Origin of the sequence: Henriciella aquimarina (assembly GCF_002088975.1) — a bacterium.
Lineage (GTDB): Bacteria > Pseudomonadota > Alphaproteobacteria > Caulobacterales > Hyphomonadaceae > Henriciella > Henriciella aquimarina.
In genome coordinates this window covers 32,396-55,355 of record NZ_NCST01000113.1, presented here as the reverse complement: position 1 = coordinate 55,355, position 22,960 = coordinate 32,396, and the positions used below count along the sequence as shown (strand labels likewise).

At 60.8% G+C, this 22,960-nt stretch carries 15 protein-coding genes; 7 read left to right on the top strand and 8 right to left on the bottom strand.

What is annotated here, in order from left to right; translation table 11 throughout:
- From B8784_RS17255 to B8784_RS17225, 7 genes are all read left to right on the top strand, one after another.
- Window positions 1–737 (top strand): class I adenylate-forming enzyme family protein (locus tag B8784_RS17255; RefSeq protein WP_143435610.1); only part of this gene is annotated, 737 nt, incomplete at its 5' end.
- A gap of 222 nt (window positions 738–959) precedes the next feature.
- Window positions 960–2,375 (top strand): FAD-binding oxidoreductase, encoded by a 1,416-nt coding sequence (locus tag B8784_RS17250; RefSeq protein WP_084399135.1) that lies wholly within the window; start codon window positions 960–962, stop codon window positions 2,373–2,375.
- Window positions 2,376–2,655: 280 nt separating this feature from the next.
- Complete coding sequence (locus tag B8784_RS17245; protein WP_084399129.1) at window positions 2,656–4,929, top strand: TonB-dependent receptor; 2,274 nt, start codon at window positions 2,656–2,658, stop codon at window positions 4,927–4,929.
- Between the two features lie 278 nt (window positions 4,930–5,207).
- Entirely contained in the window at window positions 5,208–6,251 is a 1,044-nt protein-coding gene (locus B8784_RS17240; RefSeq protein WP_084399134.1) for a cupin domain-containing protein, read from the top strand.
- Window positions 6,252–6,300: 49 nt separating this feature from the next.
- Window positions 6,301–7,935, top strand: coding sequence for a (2,3-dihydroxybenzoyl)adenylate synthase (locus B8784_RS17235; RefSeq protein ID WP_084399128.1), 1,635 nt, complete (start codon window positions 6,301–6,303; stop codon window positions 7,933–7,935).
- A gap of 49 nt (window positions 7,936–7,984) precedes the next feature.
- Window positions 7,985–9,136 carry an FAD-dependent monooxygenase gene (locus B8784_RS17230; protein WP_084399127.1) on the top strand — a complete coding sequence of 384 codons (1,152 nt, stop codon included), beginning with the start codon at window positions 7,985–7,987 and terminating at the stop codon, window positions 9,134–9,136.
- Window positions 9,133–11,229, top strand: coding sequence for an acetate--CoA ligase family protein (locus tag B8784_RS17225; protein WP_084399126.1), 2,097 nt, complete (start codon window positions 9,133–9,135; stop codon window positions 11,227–11,229). The genes B8784_RS17230 and B8784_RS17225 overlap by 4 nt, the downstream gene beginning before the upstream one ends.
- Window positions 11,230–11,308: 79 nt before the next feature.
- On the opposite strand, the gene B8784_RS17220 is transcribed toward B8784_RS17225, so the two are convergent.
- From B8784_RS17220 to B8784_RS17185, 8 genes are all read right to left on the bottom strand, one after another.
- On the bottom strand, window positions 11,309–12,802 hold the full coding sequence (locus tag B8784_RS17220; protein ID WP_084399125.1) for a CRTAC1 family protein: 1,494 nt from the start codon (window positions 12,800–12,802) through the stop codon (window positions 11,309–11,311).
- Between the two features lie 2 nt (window positions 12,803–12,804).
- Complete coding sequence (locus tag B8784_RS17215; RefSeq protein ID WP_084399124.1) at window positions 12,805–15,000, bottom strand: penicillin acylase family protein; 2,196 nt, start codon at window positions 14,998–15,000, stop codon at window positions 12,805–12,807.
- Window positions 15,001–15,020: 20 nt separating this feature from the next.
- Window positions 15,021–17,873 carry a TonB-dependent receptor gene (locus B8784_RS17210; protein WP_233356214.1) on the bottom strand — a complete coding sequence of 951 codons (2,853 nt, stop codon included), beginning with the start codon at window positions 17,871–17,873 and terminating at the stop codon, window positions 15,021–15,023.
- A 175-nt stretch (window positions 17,874–18,048) separates the two neighbouring features.
- Window positions 18,049–19,014: a FecR family protein gene (locus tag B8784_RS17205; protein WP_084399123.1), complete on the bottom strand. Its 966-nt coding sequence runs from the start codon at window positions 19,012–19,014 to the stop codon at window positions 18,049–18,051.
- 20 nt (window positions 19,015–19,034) lie between these two features.
- The gene (locus tag B8784_RS17200; RefSeq protein ID WP_158085732.1) at window positions 19,035–19,610 is read right to left on the bottom strand and encodes an RNA polymerase sigma factor; all 576 of its coding nucleotides are present in this window, start codon (window positions 19,608–19,610) and stop codon (window positions 19,035–19,037) included.
- Window positions 19,611–19,765: 155 nt separating this feature from the next.
- Window positions 19,766–20,041, bottom strand: coding sequence for a metal-sensitive transcriptional regulator (locus B8784_RS17195; RefSeq protein ID WP_084399121.1), 276 nt, complete (start codon window positions 20,039–20,041; stop codon window positions 19,766–19,768).
- Between the two features lie 14 nt (window positions 20,042–20,055).
- Complete coding sequence (locus B8784_RS17190; protein ID WP_084399120.1) at window positions 20,056–20,550, bottom strand: DUF411 domain-containing protein; 495 nt, start codon at window positions 20,548–20,550, stop codon at window positions 20,056–20,058.
- A gap of 15 nt (window positions 20,551–20,565) precedes the next feature.
- A complete protein-coding gene (locus tag B8784_RS17185) occupies window positions 20,566–22,794 on the bottom strand; it encodes a copper-transporting P-type ATPase (RefSeq protein WP_084399119.1) in 2,229 nt (742 codons plus the stop codon).
- Between the last annotated feature and the right edge of the window lie 166 nt (window positions 22,795–22,960).

The window sequence follows — 22,960 nt, the reverse complement described above, 5'->3', positions numbered from 1 at the left end:
GCGTGTCGCCTGCAGACTTTGACAGCTTTCACAGCATCTATTCCGGTGGGGCCCCGATCTCGCCGAGTCTGGCAACTCGCTTCGAGGAGGAGCTGGGCCATCGCCTGCATACAAGTTTCGGCATGACCGAGACGACCGCACAGACCCACCTTGCCCCCTTCGAGGCCGATATTCCGGTCGATCCCGAAACCGGTGCGCTTGCGATTGGCGTGCCGGTCTGTGGGGTGGATGCGCGCATTGTCGACAAGGATGGCAAGCCATGCGGGCTCAGAGAGCCTGGGGAACTCCTTGTGCGCGGCCCGCAGGTCATGACCGGCTACTGGCGCAAACCGGAAGAGACGGCCGAGACGCTCGCCGACGGGTGGATGCATACCGGCGACATTGGCCTGATGGACGAAGCTGGCTGGTTCTATCTGGTCGACCGCAAGAAAAACATGATCAGCGCGTCGGGCTTCAAGGTCTGGCCGCGTGAGGTCGAGGATGTGCTCTACCGCCACGAAGCCGTGCGCGAAGCCGCCATTGTCGGTGCGCCGGACGAGTATCGCGGCGAAACCGTCCATGCCTTTGTCTCCCTGCGGGCGGGCCAGGCCGTGACGGAGGCGGCGCTGATTGCTTTCGTGCGCGAAAGGCTCGCGGCTTACAAATGTCCGCGCAAGATTCATTTTGTCGATGAGCTGCCGAAAACCCCCAGCGGCAAGATCATGCATTATCAGCTGGCTGACCGGTTGAAAGGTTAAGCCGTGTGCCGGCTGGCCCGTGCGGGCAAATATCAAAAAATCTGAACCAGGATCGAAGCTGTTCCACACGGCGAATGCACCTGTGCGCCACCGTTCCGCCAGCTTGGGCGCTGAGGTGCATCCAATTAATGTTAAAAATTCTTACGATTGCACTCGGGCAAAAGTTTGTTTAATATTCAAACAAAGGTCGGTTTGGACAAGGCCGTTTACGGGGAGCTACTGATGCAGACAACTCAACTCGGTGCAGAGCATTTTTCGTCAATTTTCGACGGAGACATTCTCCGGCCCGGAGAAGATGGCTTTTCCGAAGCGCGTGAACTCTTCAACATGCGCGCGAAGGAAAACACGCCGCAGCTGATCGCTCGCGCTCGTAATGATGACGATGTTGTCGCGGTCATGAAGTTTGCCACGGAAACCAGGACCCCGATTGCAATACGCAGTGGTGGGCACGGGATTGATGGCGAAGCCATGCCGGATGGCGCGATCGTCCTTGATCTGAGCCAGATGAAGGACATCACGGTCGACAAGGAGAAGGGCCTTATAAAAGTCGGTGCGGGCACCCTGCTTGGAGATATTGACCGGGCCGGCCAAAAGCATGGGCTGGTGGTGCCGTCGGGTACCAACAGCCTCACCGGCGTTGCCGGCCTGACGCTTGGCGGCGGTATCGGCATGCTGATGCGGCGCTACGGGGCGACTGTGGACAATCTGGAGAGCTGTGATGTCGTGACGATCGATGGCCGGAAGATCGTTGCCAGCGAGAGTGAAAACCCGGACCTGTTCTGGGCCCTTCGCGGTGGGGGCGGCAATTTCGGGGTCGTGACGGCCTTTGAGTACAGGGGGCACCCGGTCGGCCCTGAAGTCATGGCTGGCACAATCACCTTCCCGCCGGAACAGATCAAACCGGTGGTGAACGCCTTGCGCGAAAAAGCCAAGACAATGAGCCGCGATCTGGGGGTCATCATTGCCATCGCGGATGCCCCGCCGGATCCGGAAATCCCGGCCGAATATCATGGCAAGCCGGTGCTGACCCTCTTTGTCGTCTATAGCGGCAAGATGGAGGGCGCCAATGAGACCCTTGAGAGCCTGACATCGCTGGGAAGCCCGGCGGCGGTCCAGGTCGTTCCGATGGAATGGGCGGACGCCAACTCCATGCTCGATGTCATCGCACCCTGGGGGCGCTCCTATCATACCCGTGGCGGCTATCTTCCGGATCTGCCGGAGGCATTGCTCGACATGGTCATCGAAAGGGCGGAGTCGGCTCCACGGCTCGATTATGAATCGCCGGGCGTCTCAACGGCGCAGACCTTCGCCGTTTTTGGCGGGGCGATCAGCGAGGATTTCAGCGAGGACTATGTTGCTTTCTCCCGCGAAGGCGCTGTTTTCCTCTCCGAAATCATCACGGCCTGGGACAAGCCGGAAGACGCCCAGCGCTTCGAAGGCTGGGCGGACGGCATTGCCGAGGCCATGGCCCCTTACATGCGCAAGAACGGCTATATCAACCTCACCACCGACCGTGGGCCTGCCTGGCTGCGGGAGCTCTATGGGGCCCCCGAAAAGTTCAAGCGCCTGCAGGCGGCGAAAAAGAAGTGGGATCCGATGAACCTGCTTCGGTTCAACAAGAACATCTTGCCTGACTGATGGAGCGAGAACGCCGGGGTGGGGGCGGAAGGCCTGAACGCCGGTCTCTGTGAGTGGGCCAAGATGATGCGCATGGCTGCAAACGGCTTGGTGCCAGAACACACCGGGGCCGGGGCGCAGCAAGACTGTTCAGCCGCGTGGTGAGAGAACACGCCGCGCGAAGACCAGAAGACAATTCAGAATCCAAGGGATGCAGGAGATTGCGATCGACTGAATGAGGAGAGGTGTGCCCGAAACACAGAAAAAATGGGCGTGCTGACAATTTAAATGGGAGGAATACATGACCAGCAACGTGAAGTTCCGGTCGTCAGTGGCAGTGCTGGCGATCCTTGGAGGCATGGCAGGGCCGTGGGCCGCTGCTCAGGAAACATCAGACAATGAAGGCAGGCTAGATACTGTCGTCGTCACGGCGCAGAGGCGCGCAGAGAGCGTGCAAAAGGCCGCGCTGTCGATCGAGGTATTGGGCGAAGATCAGCTGGAACGCCGCGGCGTGACCGAACCTGCCGATCTTACCAAACTGACACCGTCGATAACGGTCGCCCAGAACGGCGTGTACCCGCAGACCATTATTCGGGGTGCGGGCGACAATACCGCAAACGGTCTGGCGCCAACCGCCGTGTCCTACTCGGTAGATGGTGTCGTGACCGGTCAGGCGCTCGGTGTCAGTCAGAACTTCTATGACCTTGAGCGGGTCGAAATCCTGAAGGGGCCGCAAGGCACACTGTATGGCCGGAACGCGACCGGCGGGGCCGTGAACCTGATTACCAAGCGCCCGAGCCAGGAATTCGAAGGCTACCTGACCGGTGAATACGGCAATTTCGACAACAAGCGCCTGACAGGGGCGCTCAACATCCCGCTCTCGAACACACTCGCCATACGGGGCGCGTTCAACCTGGTGGACCGGGACGGCTACCTCTCCGATGGCACCGATGATGATGTGAGGCAGTCGGCTCGCCTGCAGGCTCTCTGGCAGCCCAACGAAGTCTTCAATCTCCGGGTCATGGGCGACTATTCCCATACGGGCGGGAAAGGCGGCGGAGCCGTTCTGTTCCCGCGGCAGCCAGGCACCGACGAGTGGGATGCGCTGTCACACCCCATCAACAACGAGGCCATCACGTCCGCGAACTTCGGACTTCACGTCCCCTTCCTCTCCGACAGCTATATGGACCTGGACCAATGGGACATCATGGCCGAAGCCAATATCGAACTCGGGGACTTCGCGACCCTGACGCTCATACCAGGTTATCGGGACATCAAACTCGATCACCGGACCTATAATTTCGGCCTGCGGGCGACGACCGATCCCCAGACGCATGAGCAAACGACTTTCGAAGCCCGGCTGAGCAATCAGACCGACAGGCTCAAATGGGTGCTTGGAGCGTACTATTATAAGGAGAACACGTATTTCTGGTGGGACGTCCGTGCTCTGGCAGAGCCCAACTTCATCACCAATTTCAACGTGCTCAACGAGATTAAGTCGAAGAATGAAAGCCAGGCCGTGTTTGGTGAGGCGACCTACAGCCTGACAGACCGGTTCCGGGTGATCGGCGGCTTGCGGTATACACAGGACGAGATCAGGAAAGGCGGAAGTGTCACGGATACGGCTGTCATCCCGGCCCCCGGGTCGCCTTACATTCAAAGCGGCAAGCTGGAATTTGATGATGTAACCTGGAAAGCCGGCCTGGAATTCGACGTCTCAGACCAGTCGTTCCTCTATCTTACCGCGTCCAAAGGCTACAAGTCTGGTGGCTTTTTCTATGCGCCCGATGAGGGCGAGACTAACAGCTTTGATCCTGAGACGCTGCACGCCCTGGAATTCGGGCTCCGCAACCGCTTCTTTGACAACACGCTTCAGGTCAACATCGAAGCCTTCTACTGGGAATATGAAGACCAGCAGGTCACCGCCGTCGGCTATACAGACCTGGGAGCGGTTGCCTATGTCACGCGCAATGCTGGTAAGGCCGCCCCGAGAGGCGGCAGTATCGACGTGGTGTGGAAAGCGTCGCCCGACGATACCCTCGGCTTTGCGGTCAACTACACCCGGGCCCGCTATGACGAGTTCATGATCGACTTCCCCGCCGACCTGGCGGGGCTCTTGCGCACGGGTCCGTTGTGCGATGTGGGCGGGGTGATGACGAATGAGGCCGGCAATTCCGTCTTGCCTGTCGACTGTTCTGGCGCGCCGTTGCAACGCACACCCGAATGGTCCGGCACGGCCAATTATGAGCATGTTTTCGATCTCGGCAGCGCCGGCGACCTCAGGGCGAACGTCAACGCGACATGGGCCACGTCCCGGTATCTGTCATCGGACTTCTATGTTCCGGTTTCGAAAACCGACGGCTATACGGTCTTCAATGCCGACCTGACCTACACTCCGGCAGACAGCCCGTGGTCGCTCACCCTGTACGGGCGGAACCTGACGGATGAAGCTGTCTATCAAGGCGGGATCGCTGATGCCGTGAACGGTTTTGGCGGGCCCGATTTCCCGACATTCTATGAATCGTCGATCAATCCGCCGCTTACCTATGGCGTTCGCGCTACGGTCGATTTCTAGGCGGGCTGCAGCCCTCGGAAATCTCAGAAAAGCTGATACGCCGCCTCGGGCAATATAAGCCGGGGCGGCGTTTTCGTGGGCGCTGGCCGCGCCTTCTTTACGTCCTTTTCCGGTTTGAGGCGACACTACGGGAAACCCCGTATTGAGCGCCATTTGTCATTTATGCAACCAATTGCACAAATGACAAATGGCCTTTTTGTCCGTGACATACAGAAGGCCGCTCGTCGCGTTCGCCAGGTGTCTGACGGCCTGCAGCGTCAACGATATTGGAGGTCGAAATGTCGGAACTCGGAACACTTGAAGGGCTGCCCAAGGAGTATGTGAAAGGCTTGGCCGATCGCAATCTGGTGCCCCTGTGGCCAAGCCTGCGCCAGGTCCTGCCTTATGGGATACCGTCCAGGCGGACTGTTCCTGTGAATTGGCGTTACAAGGATATCCGGGACAATCTCCTGCGCGCCGGAGACCTGACGCCGATCGAAAAGGCCGAACGCCGGGTGCTTGTCCTGTCCAATCCGGGCATCGGCCTGGAAAGCATGCAGGCGACCCCGTCGATCTATATCGGCATGCAGCTCATCCTGCCTGGAGAGACTGCCCCCAACCATAAACACAGTCCGAGTGCCGTCCGCTTTGTGGTGGAAGGCGAAGGCGCAAAGACCATCGTGAATGGCGAGGTTTGCCCGATGGAGAAGGGCGACCTGATCCTCACGCCCTCCGGCCTGTGGCACGAGCACGTCCATACGGGGCACGGCCCGGTGGTGTGGCTCGATGCGCTCGACCTGCCGCTGGTTTATGCGTTGGAGGCATCCTATTGCATCGAGGGCGAAAGCCAGCCGGTTTCGAACCGGCCCGACGCGTCCCAGACAACATATACGAAAGCGGGTCTGGTCCCGTCATCGGTCATCCGCAAGCGCGGCGGCAGCGATTATCCCCTGCTTCGTTTCCCGTGGCGGGATGTGAGTGTCGCGCTGCAAGACTATGCAAGCGTCGTCGACAAGGACGAACTGGTTCAACTGGCCTACGTCAATCCGACGACCGGACAGCCGTGCCTGCCGATCCTCGGCTTCTCGGCCATCATGCTGCGCCCCGGCGAAGAGCGGACACTGACCCGGCGGTCGGCCTCTGCTGTGCTGCACGTGCAATCCGGCAAGGGCACGGCGCTCATCGATGGGGCCGAACTCGACTGGGACGAATCCGACACCATGGCCGTGCCGACCCACGCAAACGTTCAGATTGCGAATTCGAGCACCAGCGAGCCGGCTTATCTCTTCGTCGTCGATGATGCCCCGATGCAGCAGAAGCTCGGTTTCTACGAAGAGTTCTGAAGACTGCCCGAAGAGCAGGTAATCGACCCCAGAGTTGAGAGGTGCGAAAATGATTGAGGGCTTTATCCCCTGGCCGGCTGAAGCGGCAGAGCGTTACAGGCGGGAAGGTTACTGGGAAGACCTTACCGTCACCGATGTGGTGTTCCAGCGTTGCGACGCATTTCCTGACCGCACCGCTGTTATTGATGGCGACCGGGCTCTTTCCTATGGCGAGCTGAAACAGCGGGTCGAGCAGCTTGCCGCCCAATTCGTCCTTTCCGGCATCGAGCCGGAAGACCGTGTGGTCGTGCAGCTGCCGAACACGATTGAGTTCGTGCTGGTCTATCTCGCTCTGGTCAGGACGGGTGCGATCCCGGTCATGGCGCTGCCGGCTCACCGTCAGAGGGAGGTGGAGCATTTCGTCAGCACAGCGAATGCACGGGCACTCATTACCACCGACATCTACCGCAAATTCGACTTCCGCCCGATGGCTGAGGCCGTCCGGTCTGCGGTGCCTTCTCTCAAGCACGTCTTCATTCTGGGCGAACCGCTGGCAGGTCAGATTTCGCTCCATGACATGCTGCAGGCAGAGTTATCCGAGGAGGAGCTGACCAAGTGTGCCAGCCAATACCAGACCCCGCCGGATAGTGTGGCGACCATGCTGCTATCGGGTGGGACGACAAGCCTCTCGAAGCTGATCCCCCGCACACACAATGACTATGTCCTGAACGCGAAACTCTGCGGCGAAGTTGCCGGCTTTGGACCGGAGACTGTCTTCCTCGCCATTCTGCCCTTGGGCCACAACTACAATCTGGCCTCACCGGGCATATTGGGGGTCTTCTACTACGGTGGCACGGTGGTCGTGTCGCAGGACCTCAAGACAGAAGCCGTCTTTTCCCTGGTGGAGAAGCATGGCGTGACCGTCATCGCTGCGGCCGTCCCGCTCATCACGCGGTGGCTGGCCAGCCGGGACGAGATCGCGCGCTTTGATCTTTCCTCGCTGCGCGTCATCCAGAATGGCGGGGCCAAGCTTGCCCCCGAGCTGCGCCGACGGTTGCAGTCGAGCCTGGGCTGTACCCCACAGGAGATTTACGGCACCGCTGAAGGGCTGGTTAACATGACCCGTCTCGACGACCCGGAAGAGCTCATCCTGGAAAGCTCCGGCGCGCCGGTTTGCGAAGCTGACGAGATCAAGGTTCTGGGCGAGGATGGCCAGGAACTGCCAGATGGCGAAACCGGTGAACTGGTCGTACGTGGCCCCTATACGATTTGTGGCTATTTTAACGCCCCCGAAAAGAACGAGACCGCCTTTACCGCTGATGGCTTCTACCGGATGGGCGATGCCGTGCGGAAGGAAGGCCGGTATGTCTATTGTGACGGGCGCAAGCAGGACCTGATCAACCGCGGCGGTGAGAAGATCAGCTGCGACGAGATCGAAAGCATTATCCTCGAGCATCCGAAGGTCGAACTCGCCGCCGTGGTCGCGATGCCGGATCCGGAGTTCGGGGAAAAGGGGTGCGCCTTCGTCCAGTTGAAAGACGATGAAACGCTCACACTCGAAGAACTCGTTTCATTCCTGAAGCAGCAGGGCATTGCGAGCTTCAAGTTCCCCGAGCGCCTTGAGGTGCAGGAGCAGCTGCCCCTGAGCCCTGTGGGTAAGGTTCTAAAAAAGGAGCTGAGAGCCATGGTGACGGAAGAGGCATAGGCGTCCTTCCCCATGATGGTCAGCGAATAATCGAAAGAAAGGTCTTGTCATGAAAATCAGGATTATCGGAGCCGGACCGGCGGGGCTTTATTTCGCCTCGCTGATGAAGCGCAAAAACCCCGATCACGATATCGTCGTCTATGAGCGCGGCTATCGCGATGCGACCTGGGGCTTCGGTGTGGTCTTCTCGGATCGCGCGCTGGACTTCCTCAAAGCCGATGATGAGGAGATGTTCGAGTTGCTTCGGCCCGAGATGGAAGCCTGGAAAGATCTCACCATTGCGGTGAACGACCAGAAGTTTCCGATTTCCGGGAACGGCTTCACCTCCTGCGGCCGCCTCGAAATGCTGACCGTGCTGTATGATCATGTCGAGAAGCTCGGTGTGGAAATTAAATTCGAAACCGAGATCACCTCGCTTGACCAGGTGGGCGAGGCTGACCTGATCGTCGCCGCCAACGGGGCCTTCTCCTGGGTGCGCGATGAGAACCAGGACAAGTTCAAGACCAGCATCAACTGGCGCCCGAACCGCTTCATCTGGTACGGCACAAGCAAGGCGTTCGACACGCTGACGCTGACTTTCCGCGAGACGGACAAGGGCGTCTTCTGTGCCCACCATTATCGCTATACCCCGAATATGAGCACCTTCCTGGTCGAGGTGGAAGAAGACACCTGGAATCGGGCTGGCTTCGAGGATATGAGCCCGGAAGACACCATCCGCTACTGCGAGGAGGTCTTTGCCAACGACCTCGATGGCCACCCGATCCTGTCGAACAATTCCTATTGGCGCCAGTTCCCCGAGATCTGGAACGATCAGTGGCATTTCGACAACGTCGTCCTGATCGGTGACGCCCTGCGCACGGCACACTTCTCCATCGGGTCGGGAACGCGACTGGGGATGGAAGATGCCATCGCCCTGGCCCGCGGCCTGTCGGAGAAGAACAATGACGTCCAGGCCGGCCTGCAACGCTTCCGTGAGCTGCGCGAGCCGCCCATGCGCAAGATCTTCGATGCCGCGAATGTCAGCCTGCGCTGGTACGAGGAGATGGACGATCTGATGAAGAAGATGGAGCCCATCGAATTCTGCTACAGCTACATGACCCGCACCGGCCGCGTGGATCACGCCGAAGTGAGACGCCGCGACCCGAAGCTCGCTGAAGCCTACGAAAAGCTCCACCCGGAAGTTCTGGCGTCATCCGAATGACGGCAACTGCAGACACGCAAGCCATGAACGATACTGCGGACTTGAGGAGTGTCCGCCGCGCAAACCTGCGGCGGTTGCTCTTCCCTCGTTCGATTGCCGTCGTAGGCGCATCGAAGGACCCGTCCAAGGCCGGTTACCACGCCTTGAACACCCTGTCGGGGTTCAAGGGGGAGCTGTATGCGATCAACCCGAAGGAAAGCGAGATCAACGGGGTGCCATGCTACCCCGATATCGCGTCCCTGCCGGGTGTGGTGGATCTCGCGATCCTAGCCGTTCCCGCAAAGGCCTGCCCGGGACTCGTTCAGGCGGCTGCCGATGCCGGTGTCGGCGGGACGTTCATCATCTCCGGCGGGTTCAGCGAAACCGGTGAAGCCGGCCGGCAGTTGCAGGACGAGCTGGCCGATATCTGCGCCCGCACGGGGACACGCCTGCTCGGTCCGAATACGTCCGGCTTCATCAATCCGCGGGAGCACTGCTCGGCGAGTTTTGTGCACCACTGCGAGGAGATCGGGGCCGGGCGTGTCGCCGTGGTGGCCCAGTCCGGCGGGGTGAACATCTCGCTCAGCTTCCTGCTCGGGGCGCTGGGAGAAGGCGTATCGCTGGCCACGGGTATCGGCAACGCTGCAGACGTCGGCGTCAGCGATGTGTTGGAGCAACTTGCAGACGATCCGGAGACGCATGCCATTGCGCTCCACCTCGAAGGCGTGGCGGACGGAAGGGATCTGCTGGAAACTCTGCGGCGGATCACGCCGGAAAAGCCCGTCTGCGCGGTCGTCGCCGGCCGGGCAGACATTGGCGAATTCGCCCAGTCTCATACCGGCAACCTGCTCGGCGCACGTGACCGGACAGTCGCCGCCCTTCGCCAGGCTGGCGTCGTTGTTGTCGATACGCTGGAAGAGCTCGCTCAAGCGGCTGCAATCCTGTCGACGACGCGCCTTCCGGCTATGCCTGATCCCGGCATTGGCCTCATCACGGGGCAGGCGGGCCCAGGCCTGCTGATTGTCGATGGCATCAAGACGGCCGGTCTGAGCGTGCCAGAATTGGGGCCAGCCACGGAAGAGGCGCTGGCCCAGCTCTTGCCGCCGATGACTTTCGTGAAGAACCCTGTCGATACCGGCCGGCCCGGAGAAACCTTTTCCGATGTGGTCGCGGCGGTCTCCAACGATCCAGCTATCGACCTCCTCTTGATCTGGGGGCTGGTCGAGCCTGCCGTGCTCGACCCGGCAGAGGTGGTCAAGAAGGCCTCGGTTCCGGTCGTCTTCGGAAGTCTTGGCATGGCCGACGATGTGGCTGGGCAGCGTGAAGGCCTTGCCAAGCAGGGGATTAAGCTCGTTACGAGCCCGGCGCGTCTGGTGCTGGCGGCGCGTATCCTGGCCGAGGATGCGGCCCACCAGTGGCGCCTGGCAAAGCGGGCGCCGCCTGCCATTGGCCAGCCTAAGCCGCCGCTTACGGCCAATCCGGATGAAGATGCCTCGAAAACGCTGCTCGCTGATTATGGTGTTGCGGTGCCCGAGCGGCGCATCTGTGCGAACCATGAGGACGCGCTGGCCGCCTTTGGGGCACTGGGCGGGCCTGTCGTGGTCAAGATCGTTGCCGAGGGCGTGATGCACAAGACCGATGTCGGTGGTGTGCATCTCGGCGTGAAAACCGCTGCGGACATGGAGCGTGCCCTGGTGGCCATTGATGCCATTCCGATCGAGGTCGAGCGCCAGTACCTGGTTGAAGCTATGGCGCCGGAAGGCCTTGAGATCATCATTGGCGGCACCAATGACCCGTCCTGGGGGCCTGTCCTGCTTGTCGGCATGGGCGGCGTTCTGGCCGAAGCGCTGGAAGACGTAACCGTCCGGGTCGGGCCGATCGATCAAGCCGAAGCGCTCGACATGCTCAAAGGCCTGCATATGGCCAAATTGTTTGCGGGGTTCCGGGGGCAGCCCGAGGCCGATCTTGAGACGGCGGCCAGGACAATCGAAGCCTTGGGAAAATTCCTGGCAGAACATCCCGAGGTCGCCGAGGTCGAGATCAACCCGTTCCGGCTTTATCCCGAAGGCGGCGCAGCCCTCGATGCCCTTGTGGTGCTCAAACCGCAGACCTGATCTGTGGTTTGTCCTGAAATGAAAGAGCGGATGAGGATGCCTCATCCGCTCAATCGTTTTTATGGTTGCGAAAGTTGGGCTAGCCGGAGACTTCGCCTTTCAGACCGCGCACAGTGATGGCCTTGCCGGTCGAGACGTCTTCAAGCCGGCGGACTTTCGGGCCATCCGGGCTCATGAAGGTCACTTCCACATCGACCGGCGCCTTCGAGGGCAGGCCGAAATAGACCGGCAGCGCGCTCTGGGTGTTGTAGCCACCGCCGGTCGTGACCATGCGCGAGGCCAGCAACTCTCCATCCTCATCATAGACGCGGACTTCGGCGCCCGGGGTGGTGAACAGCCCATCCTCATCGAGCACAAGGACCGAAAGGCTGCGCGCCCGGGCCTCTTCCGAAAGCTCGTTGCGGAACAGCGGGTGGCCGCCTTCCGGGCCGTAGCCATCGGTCAGAGACAGATCGATATCGCCGTCCTCGTCATAGTCGATCCACTGAACGCCATGATCGCCGGCATTAAGCTCCACGGACGGGTCCGAGACAGGCTCGAAGCCCGTGCCGGTATTCCTGTACAGGATGTCCATCGGGACCTGTCCGGCCTCGCCATGCTCATAGCCGACGACGAAGAGGTCCAGCAGCCCGTCATTGTCGAAGTCGCCAAAGGCGGCCCCAACGGTGCTGTGCTGGCCTGTTACTCCCATTTCAGAGGCCACATCGGTCCAGTTTTCCCCGTCATTGCGGTAGAGCAAATTGTCACCATAGGCGGCAACATAGAGGTCGAAGTCCCCGTCATTGTCATAGTCGCCGACCGTGCAGCCGACCCCGCCATCCATCAAGCCACGGAGCGTCTGGTCCATGCCAAGCTCGGGCGCGACATCGGTGAAGGAGCCACCATCATTGCGCCACATGGCATCGCTGTCGCCATTCTGGTTGGCCAGAAAGAGGTCGAGATCCCCGTCACTGTCCATGTCGAACCAGCAGGCCCCGACCGTGCGGCGCGGATCGGCCGGGCTTTCGCGAAAGCCCATCTGGGTGAATGTCCCGCCCTCATTGCGCCAAAGCCAGTTGATACCGGACCGGTTGGCGCCATAGAGGTCGAGATCGCCATCGCTGTCGAAATCGATCCAGTTGGATTGGCGCGACCAGCGGGCCGGGATGGTCAGGCCGATCTCCTCGGCAACTTCGGTGAAGCTGCCGCCCTCATTGCGCCAGACATAGGACCGGCTCGGATAGGGCGAGACGTTCGACCCGCCAAGCAGGTCGAGGTCACCGTCGCCGTCATAATCGCCCCAGGAGAGACCGCGGATTTCATCGCCTTCTGTCGGCAGGCCCCAGGCCGTGCCGACGCTGACGAAAGTGTTGTCCCGGTTCTCGTAGAGCTTTACCTCGCCGCCCTTTATGGAGACGGCGAAATCGAGATCGCCGTCCCCGTCAATATCGCCCCAGGCATTGGAGAGCGAGCCTTTCACGGCGAACGCTTCGGCCTGAACCGGGGTGAAGGGCGCCGGATCGGCCTCCGACAGCGGCGCAGCCGCACAGGCGCCGGCCAGGACAGCCAACGACGTCATTACAATGCGTTTCATGTTTACGGCTCCGAAGATTCATCGTCTTGATAGTCAAGCGCAACCCGGCGCTCGAGATTGGCCTCGACCTCATCGCGTTCGAGCCAGAGCTTGCGGTATTCACCGTCGGCAAGCATCTGGACCTGATCGTCATAGTGGGTCGTACCCGGCTGGCGCGAATTGCCATAGGTCATCAGACCGTAAGCCTTGATCGGGTCTGAGAACTCGATCATCGCAATCCAGGTTTCGCCATGGGCCGGCGTGCGGATATTGTCGCCGTCGGGATCGAACCAGGTGATCACATTGAACGCGCCGAGATTGCCGTAGCCGCCAAGGCCCGCAATGTCCCTCTCACCGATCTGATAGCGCGAGAAGTCGCCATATTCGGCATCGATCGAGCCATACTTCTCCTTGGTGCTATCGATGGCGCCGCGCAGCATGTCGAGAGCGGCTTCCGGATCCTTCACACCTTCAGGCGTCGACAGCGGTGTATCGAGCGACCACGCCGTCTCGTAGTTCTGCTGGCCAGCAAACGGGAAGGAGTTCGGTTTCGCCATGAAGGGCAGCATGAACTCCTCGAACAGAAGCGCGCCGCGTGCATCCTGGTCGAATTCCTTGTCCCAGTTCTGGAGAAGCGTGAGTGCTTCCTGGATCTCCGGGTCCGGATCGTCCTTCGCAGCTTCGATGAGATCGGGCAGGACCCGATCGGCCGCAGTGGCATAGGAGGACTTCTTCAGCGTCACGAATTCCTCGAAGCTGACCTTCTCCTCATTGACCATCATGCTGACGGAGTTCTGTGCCCGCAGCGACATCGGTCCGAGCTCAGCCACGTAAGGCGGGAAATCCTCCGGCTCGTAGACAGGCGGATAGGTCGCCAGCCACGGGGCATCATTCGAGTTCTGGACAAAACCGCTCGGCGGATCGGCGACAATCGGCAGGTCCGAGAGCGGATGGATTTCGTCCCAGACATATTCCGACGTGTCGCCCGGTACGAGGCCTTCCCAGAACTCAAGGTCACCCGTCTCGTGCTTCGGCAGGATGCCGTTGCTCGTATACTGGATGTGACCTTCCTTGTCGGCATAGGTGATGTTGAAGGTCGGCACCTGTAGACGCGCCATGACCTCCTTGAATTCCTCGTAGCTGTCGGACCTCAGCATGTCGAAGTACTGCTGCAACATGCCCGGCCGGTCGAGCCCGGCCACGCGAAGGGCGATGGTTTCGCCGTCTGCCCGCTCGAAGACCGGCCCATGGACCGACTCGCGCAGGTGCATCGTCTTTTCGACCACGGAGCCGTCTTCCTGGCGGACCTTGTAGGTGACGTCCCGCGTCTTGAAGGGCAGCGTCTCCCCGTCAAAGACGTAACCGTCGCCATCAAGGGTCAGCAGGTAGGAGGTCGCCCCGAGGGTGCCGTTCACCGTATTGGAGATCCCCATGCGCTGGTTGAAGGCAAAGCGGATCACGGGCAGGCCGACCTGGGTCGCGCCATACATCTCGAAGTCCGGGCCGTTCAGGTGGGCTTCGTAATAGGTGAAGAAGCCGCTCGCCCAAGGCAGGTGCGGGTTCTGCAGCAGCAGCGAGTTGCCGCTTTCAGACTTGGACGGGGCCACTGCCCATGTGTTGGAGCCTGCCGGTGCCGGCGGGGCCGATGGCCCGATGGTGCGCGAGGGCGAGGCCACATAGATGTAGTTCATCAGACGGTGGGCATGGGCAACGACGTCCACGCCGGTGATCGGCAGGACGACCTCGACCTCGTCGTCAATCGCACCCGGGTTTTCGGCCACATAATCATTGATGCCTTCGGCGAAGGCGTCGAGATTGGCTTGGAATTGCGGGGTCTGGCGGTCATACCATTCCTGGGCGCGCTGGGGCACGGAATTGGCAATCAACCAGGTTGAAGTGTCTTCATAGTCAGCCCCCCAATATTCCGATCCCTTGCCGCGGGCTTCGCCATAAAGGCGCAGGAGGAGGTTGCCGTGACTGTGGGTCTGGGCCCAGCCATAGCCGTAGAAGACGTCTTCTTCAGTTTCGCCATAGATATGCGGGACGCCATAGCTGTCCCACAGGATTTCACTGGTCGTTTCGACCTTTTCGGTCTGTTCAGCCGGTGCGGGCGAAGGCGTTGCATCCAGGCGTGTCGGCGCGGGCGACGTGCAGGCGGCAAGTGAGACAGAAGCGAGCAGGAGAGCGCTGAGCGCTCTCCCCTTGTTCGTTGACAGCATTCGAGTTTCCTTTTGGCTGATTACCATTTGTATCCGGCCCGGACGTACCAGTTTCCACCGGTGAAGCCGTAAGGCGAGATCGTGTCGTAAAACCCGTTGCCGTAGATGCTGGCATCGCGAACTTCGTCCGGATAGGTGTTGAACACATTGTTTGCGCCGGCATAGAGTTCGATGCCGTTGTCGAAGACGTAGCCGGCTTCCAGATCGACGATCCACTTACGCTCATTCTCGGTGTCATTGGCCGAAGACGTGGCGACATTGGTAAACTCGCCAAACCGGGTTGCCCGCGTGGTGAAACGGAACGGGCCGCTCTCAAGGCCGGCATTGAGGCTCAGCTTGTCGGCCGGGATGGCCTCGGTATAGGTGCCAAGGCGGGACCGGTCGAACTGAACGATCGGACTGCCATCCGCGAGGATGAGGCCGGAGAGTTCTTCCGGGTTGTCGTCCACATGCTCGACGCTGTCGTCATTGTAGTTATAGGCCGCGCTCAGATCGAGCGTGCCGAAGGACAGGTCGGTCGCCCAGGTCGCGACCACATCGACGCCGCGGCTGCGGGTGTCGATGGCGTTGGTGAAGTAGTTCGCACCGCCGAGCGATTCGTCAAAGCCGGCTGCATCCAGCAGGGCCGAGATTCCGTCGCCGATCGTCCCACCGCCCTGTGCCGGGCGCGCATCGCCGCGGTTGAACTGGGTCGAGAGCGCGATGCGGTCCTCGATGTCGATCTGATAGGCGTCGACGGTCAGAGTGAAATTGTAGCCCGGTGTGAAGGTGAAACCGACACTGAAGTTCTCGGACTTTTCAGGCGTCAGCGGCTCGGCCCCCAGAGCCTGGGCCGCCGCATCGGTTGCAGGCAACGTCTGGCGCAGCACGATCGTCTCGGCGACGCCGTCATTGTCGAGGTCGGCGAACTGGCCACGGCTGCCCTTGAAGCCCAGCTGCTGGATGCTCGGGGCGCGGAAGCCGGTATTGAAGGAAGCCCGTACCGCAAACGCATCGTTGAACTCGTAGCGGCCATTGATCTTGCCAATGGTCTCCTCGCCCGCTGAGTCGCTGAAGCTTTCATAGCGTACCGCACCAGCCAGAAGCAGCTTCTCCGTCGGCTCCCAAGAGAGTTCGAGGTAAGCGTTCTTGTTCTCGCGGGAGACGTCATTCTCCGCTTCGGGGGCAAAGCCGGGGAAGCCCTGTGCGCCAGGAGGGGCGCCATTGTTGCCGTCCGCAAAGGAGGCTGGCTCGCCACGTTCAATCTCGAAGGTTTCCTCACGATATTGCGCGCCGAAGGAAACCTGCATCTCGCCCACCGGAACGTCGAGCAGGCGGGTCGCGTCGATCTGGGCCGTGGTCTCGCTGGCATTCATGGCACCGAGATAGAAGGAGGTCGGGCTCTCCAGGCCGAGGCTGGCATTCAGGCCGCGCGTGTTTTCCCACTTCGTGTCGTTGAACCCGTGGCCGGCCGAGAGATCCCAGTCGAAGCCGAGGGCGGATGTGCGCAGGCCGGCGACGATGTCGAAATCGTCTTCGTTGATCACTTCGCGCGGGCGGTAGCCGAAGGCATAGACGCCCATATTGTTGCGGGGGTCACGCGGGATCCGGTAGGTGAAGTCCAGCGTGCTTTCGCGCTCGGAATAGGTCGCAAAGCTATAGGCTTCGACACTGCCGAAATCATAGCCGAGATTGGCCCCGAAACTGTAGGTCGTTTGCGGGAAGTTACCGTAATTGGTGGTGATCATCCGGTCGATGGTGGCTTCACGCGGGTCGAAGCTTCCGTCGTCCAGCAGCGGGAACAGGTTGAGCCCACCGGGTTCGCCCGGCATGGGCACAGGCCGGGCCCGGTTGGACCAGCCTGAATCCCGGACACCGAAGGAGAGGTTCGCAAACCCGTTTTCACCGAGTGCGAAGCCATTGTTGATGGAGAAGTTCGAGAACTCGCCATCATTGCGGTCGAAGTTCTCGCCATGGCTGATATTGGCCTGGCCGCCTTCCGGGGCATCCTTGAGGATGATGTTGATGACACCGGCAATGGCGTCCGAGCCGTACTGGGCGGCCGCGCCGTCCCGCAGCACCTCGATCCGGGCAATGGCCGAAGACGGGATCATGTTGAGATCGACGCCGGCCGAGCCGCTGAACAGGCCCGTGCTGGTATTGATGAGCGCCGTCTTGTGCCGGCGTTTGCCATTCACCAGGATCAGTGTCTGGTCCGGGTTAAGGCCGCGCAGGCCCGCCGAGGATATGAAGGTCGCTGTACCGCCACCGGCGCGCTGCGGAAGGTTCAGCGATGGCACGAGGAAGCGCAGCGACTCGAACAGACCGGTCTGCGGCAGCGATTCAAGCTGCTCGGCATCGAAGACATCGATCGGGATCGGGCTTTCCGTCACCGAGCGCGGCCGTCCGCGGAAACCGGTCACGACCATCTGGTCCATGGTCAGCGGGGAGTCTTCGTCCACCTCGTTGTCTGCTGCGGGCTCGGTCTCGACGGGGGCCGGCTCAGGCTCACTCGACGTTGCCTGAGCGAATTGTAAAGGGGCCTCAGTCTTCGATGCCTCCTCTGAGGCAGTTTCGACGGCAATCGTCAGGGCGCCATTTTCATTGCGCTCCGGTGAAAGCCCGGTTCCCCGGAGGAGGATTTCAAGCGCATCGTCTGCCGACATTTCGCCTTCAACCGCGTTTCCGGCTTTGCCGGCGACCAGGTCGGCCGGAACGACGATCGCCGTGCGCGACTGTTCGGAATAGCTGATGAGCGCATTCTGCAGAGGCTGCGATTCAATATCGAAGCGGGCTATGCTGGCATCCTGCGCGAGTGCGGGTGCGCCAAGTAGCAGTGCAGATGCTGCAGCTTTCAGTGCAGCCTTGTAAACGAATGGCCTGATCGAACTCATGGTCATTATTCCCCTCATTTAAGACATCGCATTTGCGAAGAGGCGCTCCACCCGCGTGGCGAGGCGCTTCTAAATGAGGTGACGATTGGCCGTCCCAAATTATCCAAATTAATTTGGAGGCGGAGGATAAGACGGGGGTGAAAGCTGGTGCTAAGGGAGGCTGGGAGGCGCGGCCTCACCCGGCTTTCCTTATCAGGATGTCGCCATTGTCGGCGCGCGACCAGGCGATGTCATGAGAGCCCTCAAGGGCGGCAAGAAACTGTTCGATGTCATCGACTCCGAAGGAGGCGGTCACCCGTGTTTCTTCCAGATCCGTTGAGGCAAACCGCAAACGCGTATTGGAATATCGTTCGATGCTCTCGGCGATTTCCCCAAGCGAGGCGTCCCTGAAGGACAGCCAGCCCTGCCGCCAGCGTCCGACCGAGGCCGGCTCCACCGTCGAGCGCGTGATGCCTTTTTTACTGAGGATCTCTATCTTGTCGCCCGGCAGCAAGGCTTCGACGGGAACATCATTGAGCTCCGGATCGAAGACCTCGACCTTGCCTTCGGCAACCGCGATCCGGACGGCCGCGCTATCCCGGCTTACCGAGAATTCCGTCCCGACGACGCGCACGACACGTGTGCCGGCATCGACATAGAACGGTCGGGACTTGTCCGGCACAACGTCGAAATAGGCATCCCCCTCAAGAAGGGTGACCCGGCGGGCGTCGGCCTCATAATGGGTCTCGATCCGGGAGCGGCCGCCAAGCGTCGCGACGCTGCCATCCGGCAGGGTCAGCGTGCGGATTTCTGCGGCTGCCGTCTGGATCGGAGGGGGCTTTGCAGCAGGGGTATCGGTCCCGAAGAACAGAAAGGCGGCACAGGCAACAACAATTAAGGACGCCGCCGCTGCGGCCGCACCGCGCCACCAGCCATGTTGCGCAACATGCGCCGGAGGGCTATCGGCTTTCGAGAGTTCGGGGGATCCTTCAAGAGTCTGGAGGATCGCCGCATACTTCTCGAAGGCATGCAGGTTCTTCTGGTCCTCATTGAGCCAGGCTTCAAACGCATTGTGACCGGCGAGATCCATCTCGCCGGAATTCAATGCGACGGCCCATTCCCGAGCCATTGTCTCCCGCTTTGCCTCTCCGGGCGATTTCATTCCAGCTCCTCAACCTTAAGTCAGCGCTGACGGTCTCCTCTATCGAGCGCTTCAGCGAGCTTTGCAAGTGCTATGCTGGTTTGCCGATAAACGTCACCATAAGACCAACCTGTCTCATTACAGATCTCCGTATAGGTGTAGCCCTTGATCCGGCTCAAATTGAGCACGATTTTCTGTTTCTGGGTGAGCGTGGCGACGACCTGCTCTACAATTTCCAATTGCTCCCGCCCGAGGATGACCCGTTCAGGTGTGAGGTCGTCAATTTCTATTTCAGCGGGAGACTGCGAGCCGATGGTGAAGCGCGACGAGCTTCGATTCTGGCTACGTTTCTGATCGAGGATGAAGTTTCGCGCCGTGGTGAGCAGGAAGGCTCGCGGATCGCGGACCCGGTTCGGGTCATCAAGGGCGGCAAAGCGGACAAAGGCGGCCTGCGCGGCATCTTCCGGATCGGGCGGCCCCTTGCCGAAAGTCCTGTACAAGCGCGCGCAGAGCTCACCCCAGTAATCGCGGTAGAGTTTGTCAAAAGTCGCTGCGGTATTGCTCCGCGCGAACAGATGTTCCACTTGCGAAAGAGGGCTTGAGGACTTTCCCGACACGTTTATCAGCCTGCTTTGATTTGTCCGAGGCTGAGTACATTAATCCGTCAAAAACAAGCGTTGGCAAGGAATGTCCCGACCGGGAAGTATGCTTGCACGAATCCGGAGCGCCGATGACCAAGCTCCACGCAGGGGTAGTTGTGGCCAGAGGGCGGTTACTTCCTGCGCTTGCCGAGGACGGCGACAAGCTCGTCGACCTTCTCGCGTCTGTCCTCGAGGCTGTCGCCAGTGAGGGCATGATCGACGCAGGTCTCGATGTGATCATCCAGGATAAGCTGTTCGAGCCCGGACAAGGCGGCTTTCACCGCCTGCACCTGCCGCACGACGTCGATGCAATACCGGTCTTCCTGGACCATTTTGGAAATACCGCGCACCTGGCCTTCGATACGTGCCAGGCGGCTGACAGCAGACTTTCGGGTGTCCGGCTTCATGTCGGGGGTATCCTTTATTCCTCCGAGGTTTGAGCGCTAATGTCAGGATAGCTTGCATACGTTTCGTGGCCATCCTCGCCAATCAGCAGCACTTGATAAGCGTCGACCCGGCCACCGGCTTCCATACCCGGCGATCCGATCGGCATACCGGGAACGGAAAGGCCGTGTGCGTCCGGACGCTCATCCAGCAGCTTGCGGATTTCCCGCGCAGGAACGTGGCCCTCAATGGCATAGCCATCGACTTCGCCCGTGTGGCAGCTGCGAAGCGCATCCGGCACGCCAAGGCGGGCGCGAACAGGGGCCAGGTCTTCCTGCTCGCGGATCACGATATCGAAGCCTTCCTTACGAAGATGGCTGGCCCAGGCCGAGCAGCAGCCACACCAGGGTGTCTTGTGGACCGTAACGGTCTGCGCCTCCGCGCGTCCGGGCATGGCAAGGACGAGCCAGCCGGAGATCAGCGTAGCCAGGGCAAGTGCACCGAGAGCGCTGAGAGACGTGAGTTTCGACATGATGGTTTTCCTCGATTAAAGTTTCAGCGTTCTCAGGCGCAGGGCGTTCCCGATGACGGAGACCGAACTCAGGCTCATCGCCGCTGCTGCAATCATAGGGCTGAGAAGCAGGCCGGCAAACGGATAGAGAATGCCGGCGGCAAGCGGCACGCCGAGGGAGTTGTAAATAAAAGCGAAAAACAGGTTTTGGCGAATATTGTTCATCGTAGCTCGGCTGAGTTCGCGAGCCTTCGCCACCCCGAGAAGGTCGCCTTTGACCAGGGTTACACCGGCGCTTTCCATAGCGACATCGGTGCCGGTGCCCATCGCAATGCCGACATCGGCCTGGGCAAGGGCGGGGGCGTCATTGATACCGTCGCCGCACATCGCCACACGCGCGCCGCTTTCCTGAAGCTGCGAAATGATGCGGTGCTTGTCTTCGGGGGAAACATCCGCGTGCACCCGGTCGATGCCGACTTTCGCCGCCACGGCTTTTGCCGTTGCCTCGCTGTCGCCGGTCAGCATCACGACCGTCAGGCCGTCCTCGTGCAGGCGGTGGATGGCTTCCGGCGTTGTTTCCTTGATCGGGTCGGCCACGCCGATCAGGCCGGCAGGCTTTGCATCAACCGCAACGAACATGACTGTCTGGCCTTCGCCGCGCGATGTATTGGCGCGTCCGGCCAGTCTGTCTGAGTTCGCTCCGATCCGTGTCATCATTTTCGCATTGCCGATGGCGACCGTCCTCCCATCGACGCGAGCCTGTGCCCCTTCGCCGATGACGGATTCGAAGTCCGAGGCCTGGGTCGGCTTGATGCCGCGTGCCTCTGCGCCGCGAACGACAGCTTCGGCGAGGGGGTGTTCACTAGCCGCTTCGACCGCTGAGACCAGGCTGAGAAGCTCTTCCTCGCTCCAGTCTTCGGCAGGCTCGACCATGACCAGTTCGGGCTGGCCTGCGGTCAGGGTGCCGGTCTTGTCCACCACAATGGTGTCGACCTTTTCGAAGGTTTCCAGCGCTTCAGCATTCTTGATCAGGATGCCGTTGGCGGCGCCCTTGCCCGTGCCGACCATGATCGACATTGGCGTGGCGAGCCCCAGGGCGCACGGGCAGGCGATAATCAGGACGGAGACGGCATTTACAATCGCGAAGCTCATTGCCGGGTCTGGTCCGAAGATCGCCCAGATGATGAAGGTCAGGATCGCTGCACCGATCACGGTCGGGACAAAGACTGAGGACACGATATCGGCGAGGCGCTGAATGGGGGCACGCGAGCGCTGTGCGGCGGCCACCATCTGGACGATCTGAGACAGCAGCGTGTCCTCACCGACCCGCGTGGCTGTCATGACCAGTGTTCCTGTGCCGTTCACCGTGCCGCCCGTAACAGGGTCGCCATTGCTCTTTTCGACAGGTACGGGTTCGCCCGTGACCATGGATTCATCGACCGAGGAGTGGCCTTCCAGGACATCGCCGTCGACGGGGATCTTTTCACCGGGCCGTACACGCAGCTTGTCGCCCGTCTTTACCTCGGCAAGATCGACATCGGCCTCGCTGCCGTCCGCATTGATGCGGCGGGCCGTTGGCGGCGCGAGTTGCAGCAGGGCACGGATGGCCCCGGAGGTTGCGTTCCGGGCGCGCAATTCGAGGACCTGGCCGAGCAGGACCAGAGTCACGATGACGGCGGACGCCTCGAAATAGACACCGACATGCCCGCCTTCACCGCGAAAATTCTCCGGGAAGATGCCGGGCACGAGCGTCGCAACCAGGGAGTAGATGAAGGCCACACCGACGCCCATGGCGATCAGGGTGAACATGTTGAGACTGCCGCGTTTGACCGACTGCCAGCCACGTTCGAAGAATGGCAGTCCGGCCCAGAGCACAACCGGCGCGGCGAGCGCGGCCTGCAGCCAGTTGCCCCAGGCGGCGCCCGTTATGGCCTTGAGCGGGCTGCTGGGGATCATCTCGCCCATGGTCAGGACAAGCAGCGGCACGGAAAAGACCAGGGAAATGAGGAACCGCCGCGTCATGTCGTCGAGTTCGGATGTATCCTGCTCGGCGGTTACCGTCTCAGGTTCCAGCGCCATGCCGCAAATCGGACAGCCTGTGTTTGAGGTCTCGCGCACCTGCGGGTGCATCGGGCAGGTCCAGACCGTACCGGTATAACCATCCGGTACATGATCATAGGCCGCATCGGGAGCCTCCGGGGCGGCGTCGTGGTGATGGCAGGCATGATGGTCGTGATCGTGGGGGGGGGATGTCGGGTCCTGCATCGATTGGTCCTTCCGCGTAACGTGCTTTGCGAGCGACGGTTTTGGCCTCGCCTATCTAAAAAGATAGATACCCCCTAGGGGTATAAGGTGTATGTGAGGAGCGCGCTGGATTTATCAAGAACCCGTTCTTGAAAGACATGGGCGCACGTCTCTCCCACTGACCACT

Excerpts from the sequence above, each read along its gene's own strand:
- B8784_RS17220 (WP_084399125.1), bottom strand. The coding sequence starts at position 12,802 with ATGAAACGCATTGTAATGACGTCGTTGGCTGTCCTGGCCGGCGCCTGT.
- B8784_RS17205 (WP_084399123.1), bottom strand. The coding sequence starts at position 19,014 with ATGAAATCGCCCGGAGAGGCAAAGCGGGAGACAATGGCTCGGGAATGG.
- B8784_RS17235 (WP_084399128.1), top strand. The coding sequence starts at position 6,301 with ATGATTGAGGGCTTTATCCCCTGGCCGGCTGAAGCGGCAGAGCGTTAC.
- B8784_RS17195 (WP_084399121.1), bottom strand. The coding sequence starts at position 20,041 with ATGAAGCCGGACACCCGAAAGTCTGCTGTCAGCCGCCTGGCACGTATC.
- B8784_RS17240 (WP_084399134.1), top strand. The coding sequence starts at position 5,208 with ATGTCGGAACTCGGAACACTTGAAGGGCTGCCCAAGGAGTATGTGAAA.
- B8784_RS17245 (WP_084399129.1), top strand. The coding sequence starts at position 2,656 with ATGACCAGCAACGTGAAGTTCCGGTCGTCAGTGGCAGTGCTGGCGATC.
- B8784_RS17190 (WP_084399120.1), bottom strand. The coding sequence starts at position 20,550 with ATGTCGAAACTCACGTCTCTCAGCGCTCTCGGTGCACTTGCCCTGGCT.
- B8784_RS17230 (WP_084399127.1), top strand. The coding sequence starts at position 7,985 with ATGAAAATCAGGATTATCGGAGCCGGACCGGCGGGGCTTTATTTCGCC.
- B8784_RS17185 (WP_084399119.1), bottom strand. The coding sequence starts at position 22,794 with ATGCAGGACCCGACATCCCCCCCCCACGATCACGACCATCATGCCTGC.
- B8784_RS17215 (WP_084399124.1), bottom strand. The coding sequence starts at position 15,000 with ATGCTGTCAACGAACAAGGGGAGAGCGCTCAGCGCTCTCCTGCTCGCT.
- B8784_RS17225 (WP_084399126.1), top strand. The coding sequence starts at position 9,133 with ATGACGGCAACTGCAGACACGCAAGCCATGAACGATACTGCGGACTTG.
- B8784_RS17210 (WP_233356214.1), bottom strand. The coding sequence starts at position 17,873 with ATGAGTTCGATCAGGCCATTCGTTTACAAGGCTGCACTGAAAGCTGCA.
- B8784_RS17250 (WP_084399135.1), top strand. The coding sequence starts at position 960 with ATGCAGACAACTCAACTCGGTGCAGAGCATTTTTCGTCAATTTTCGAC.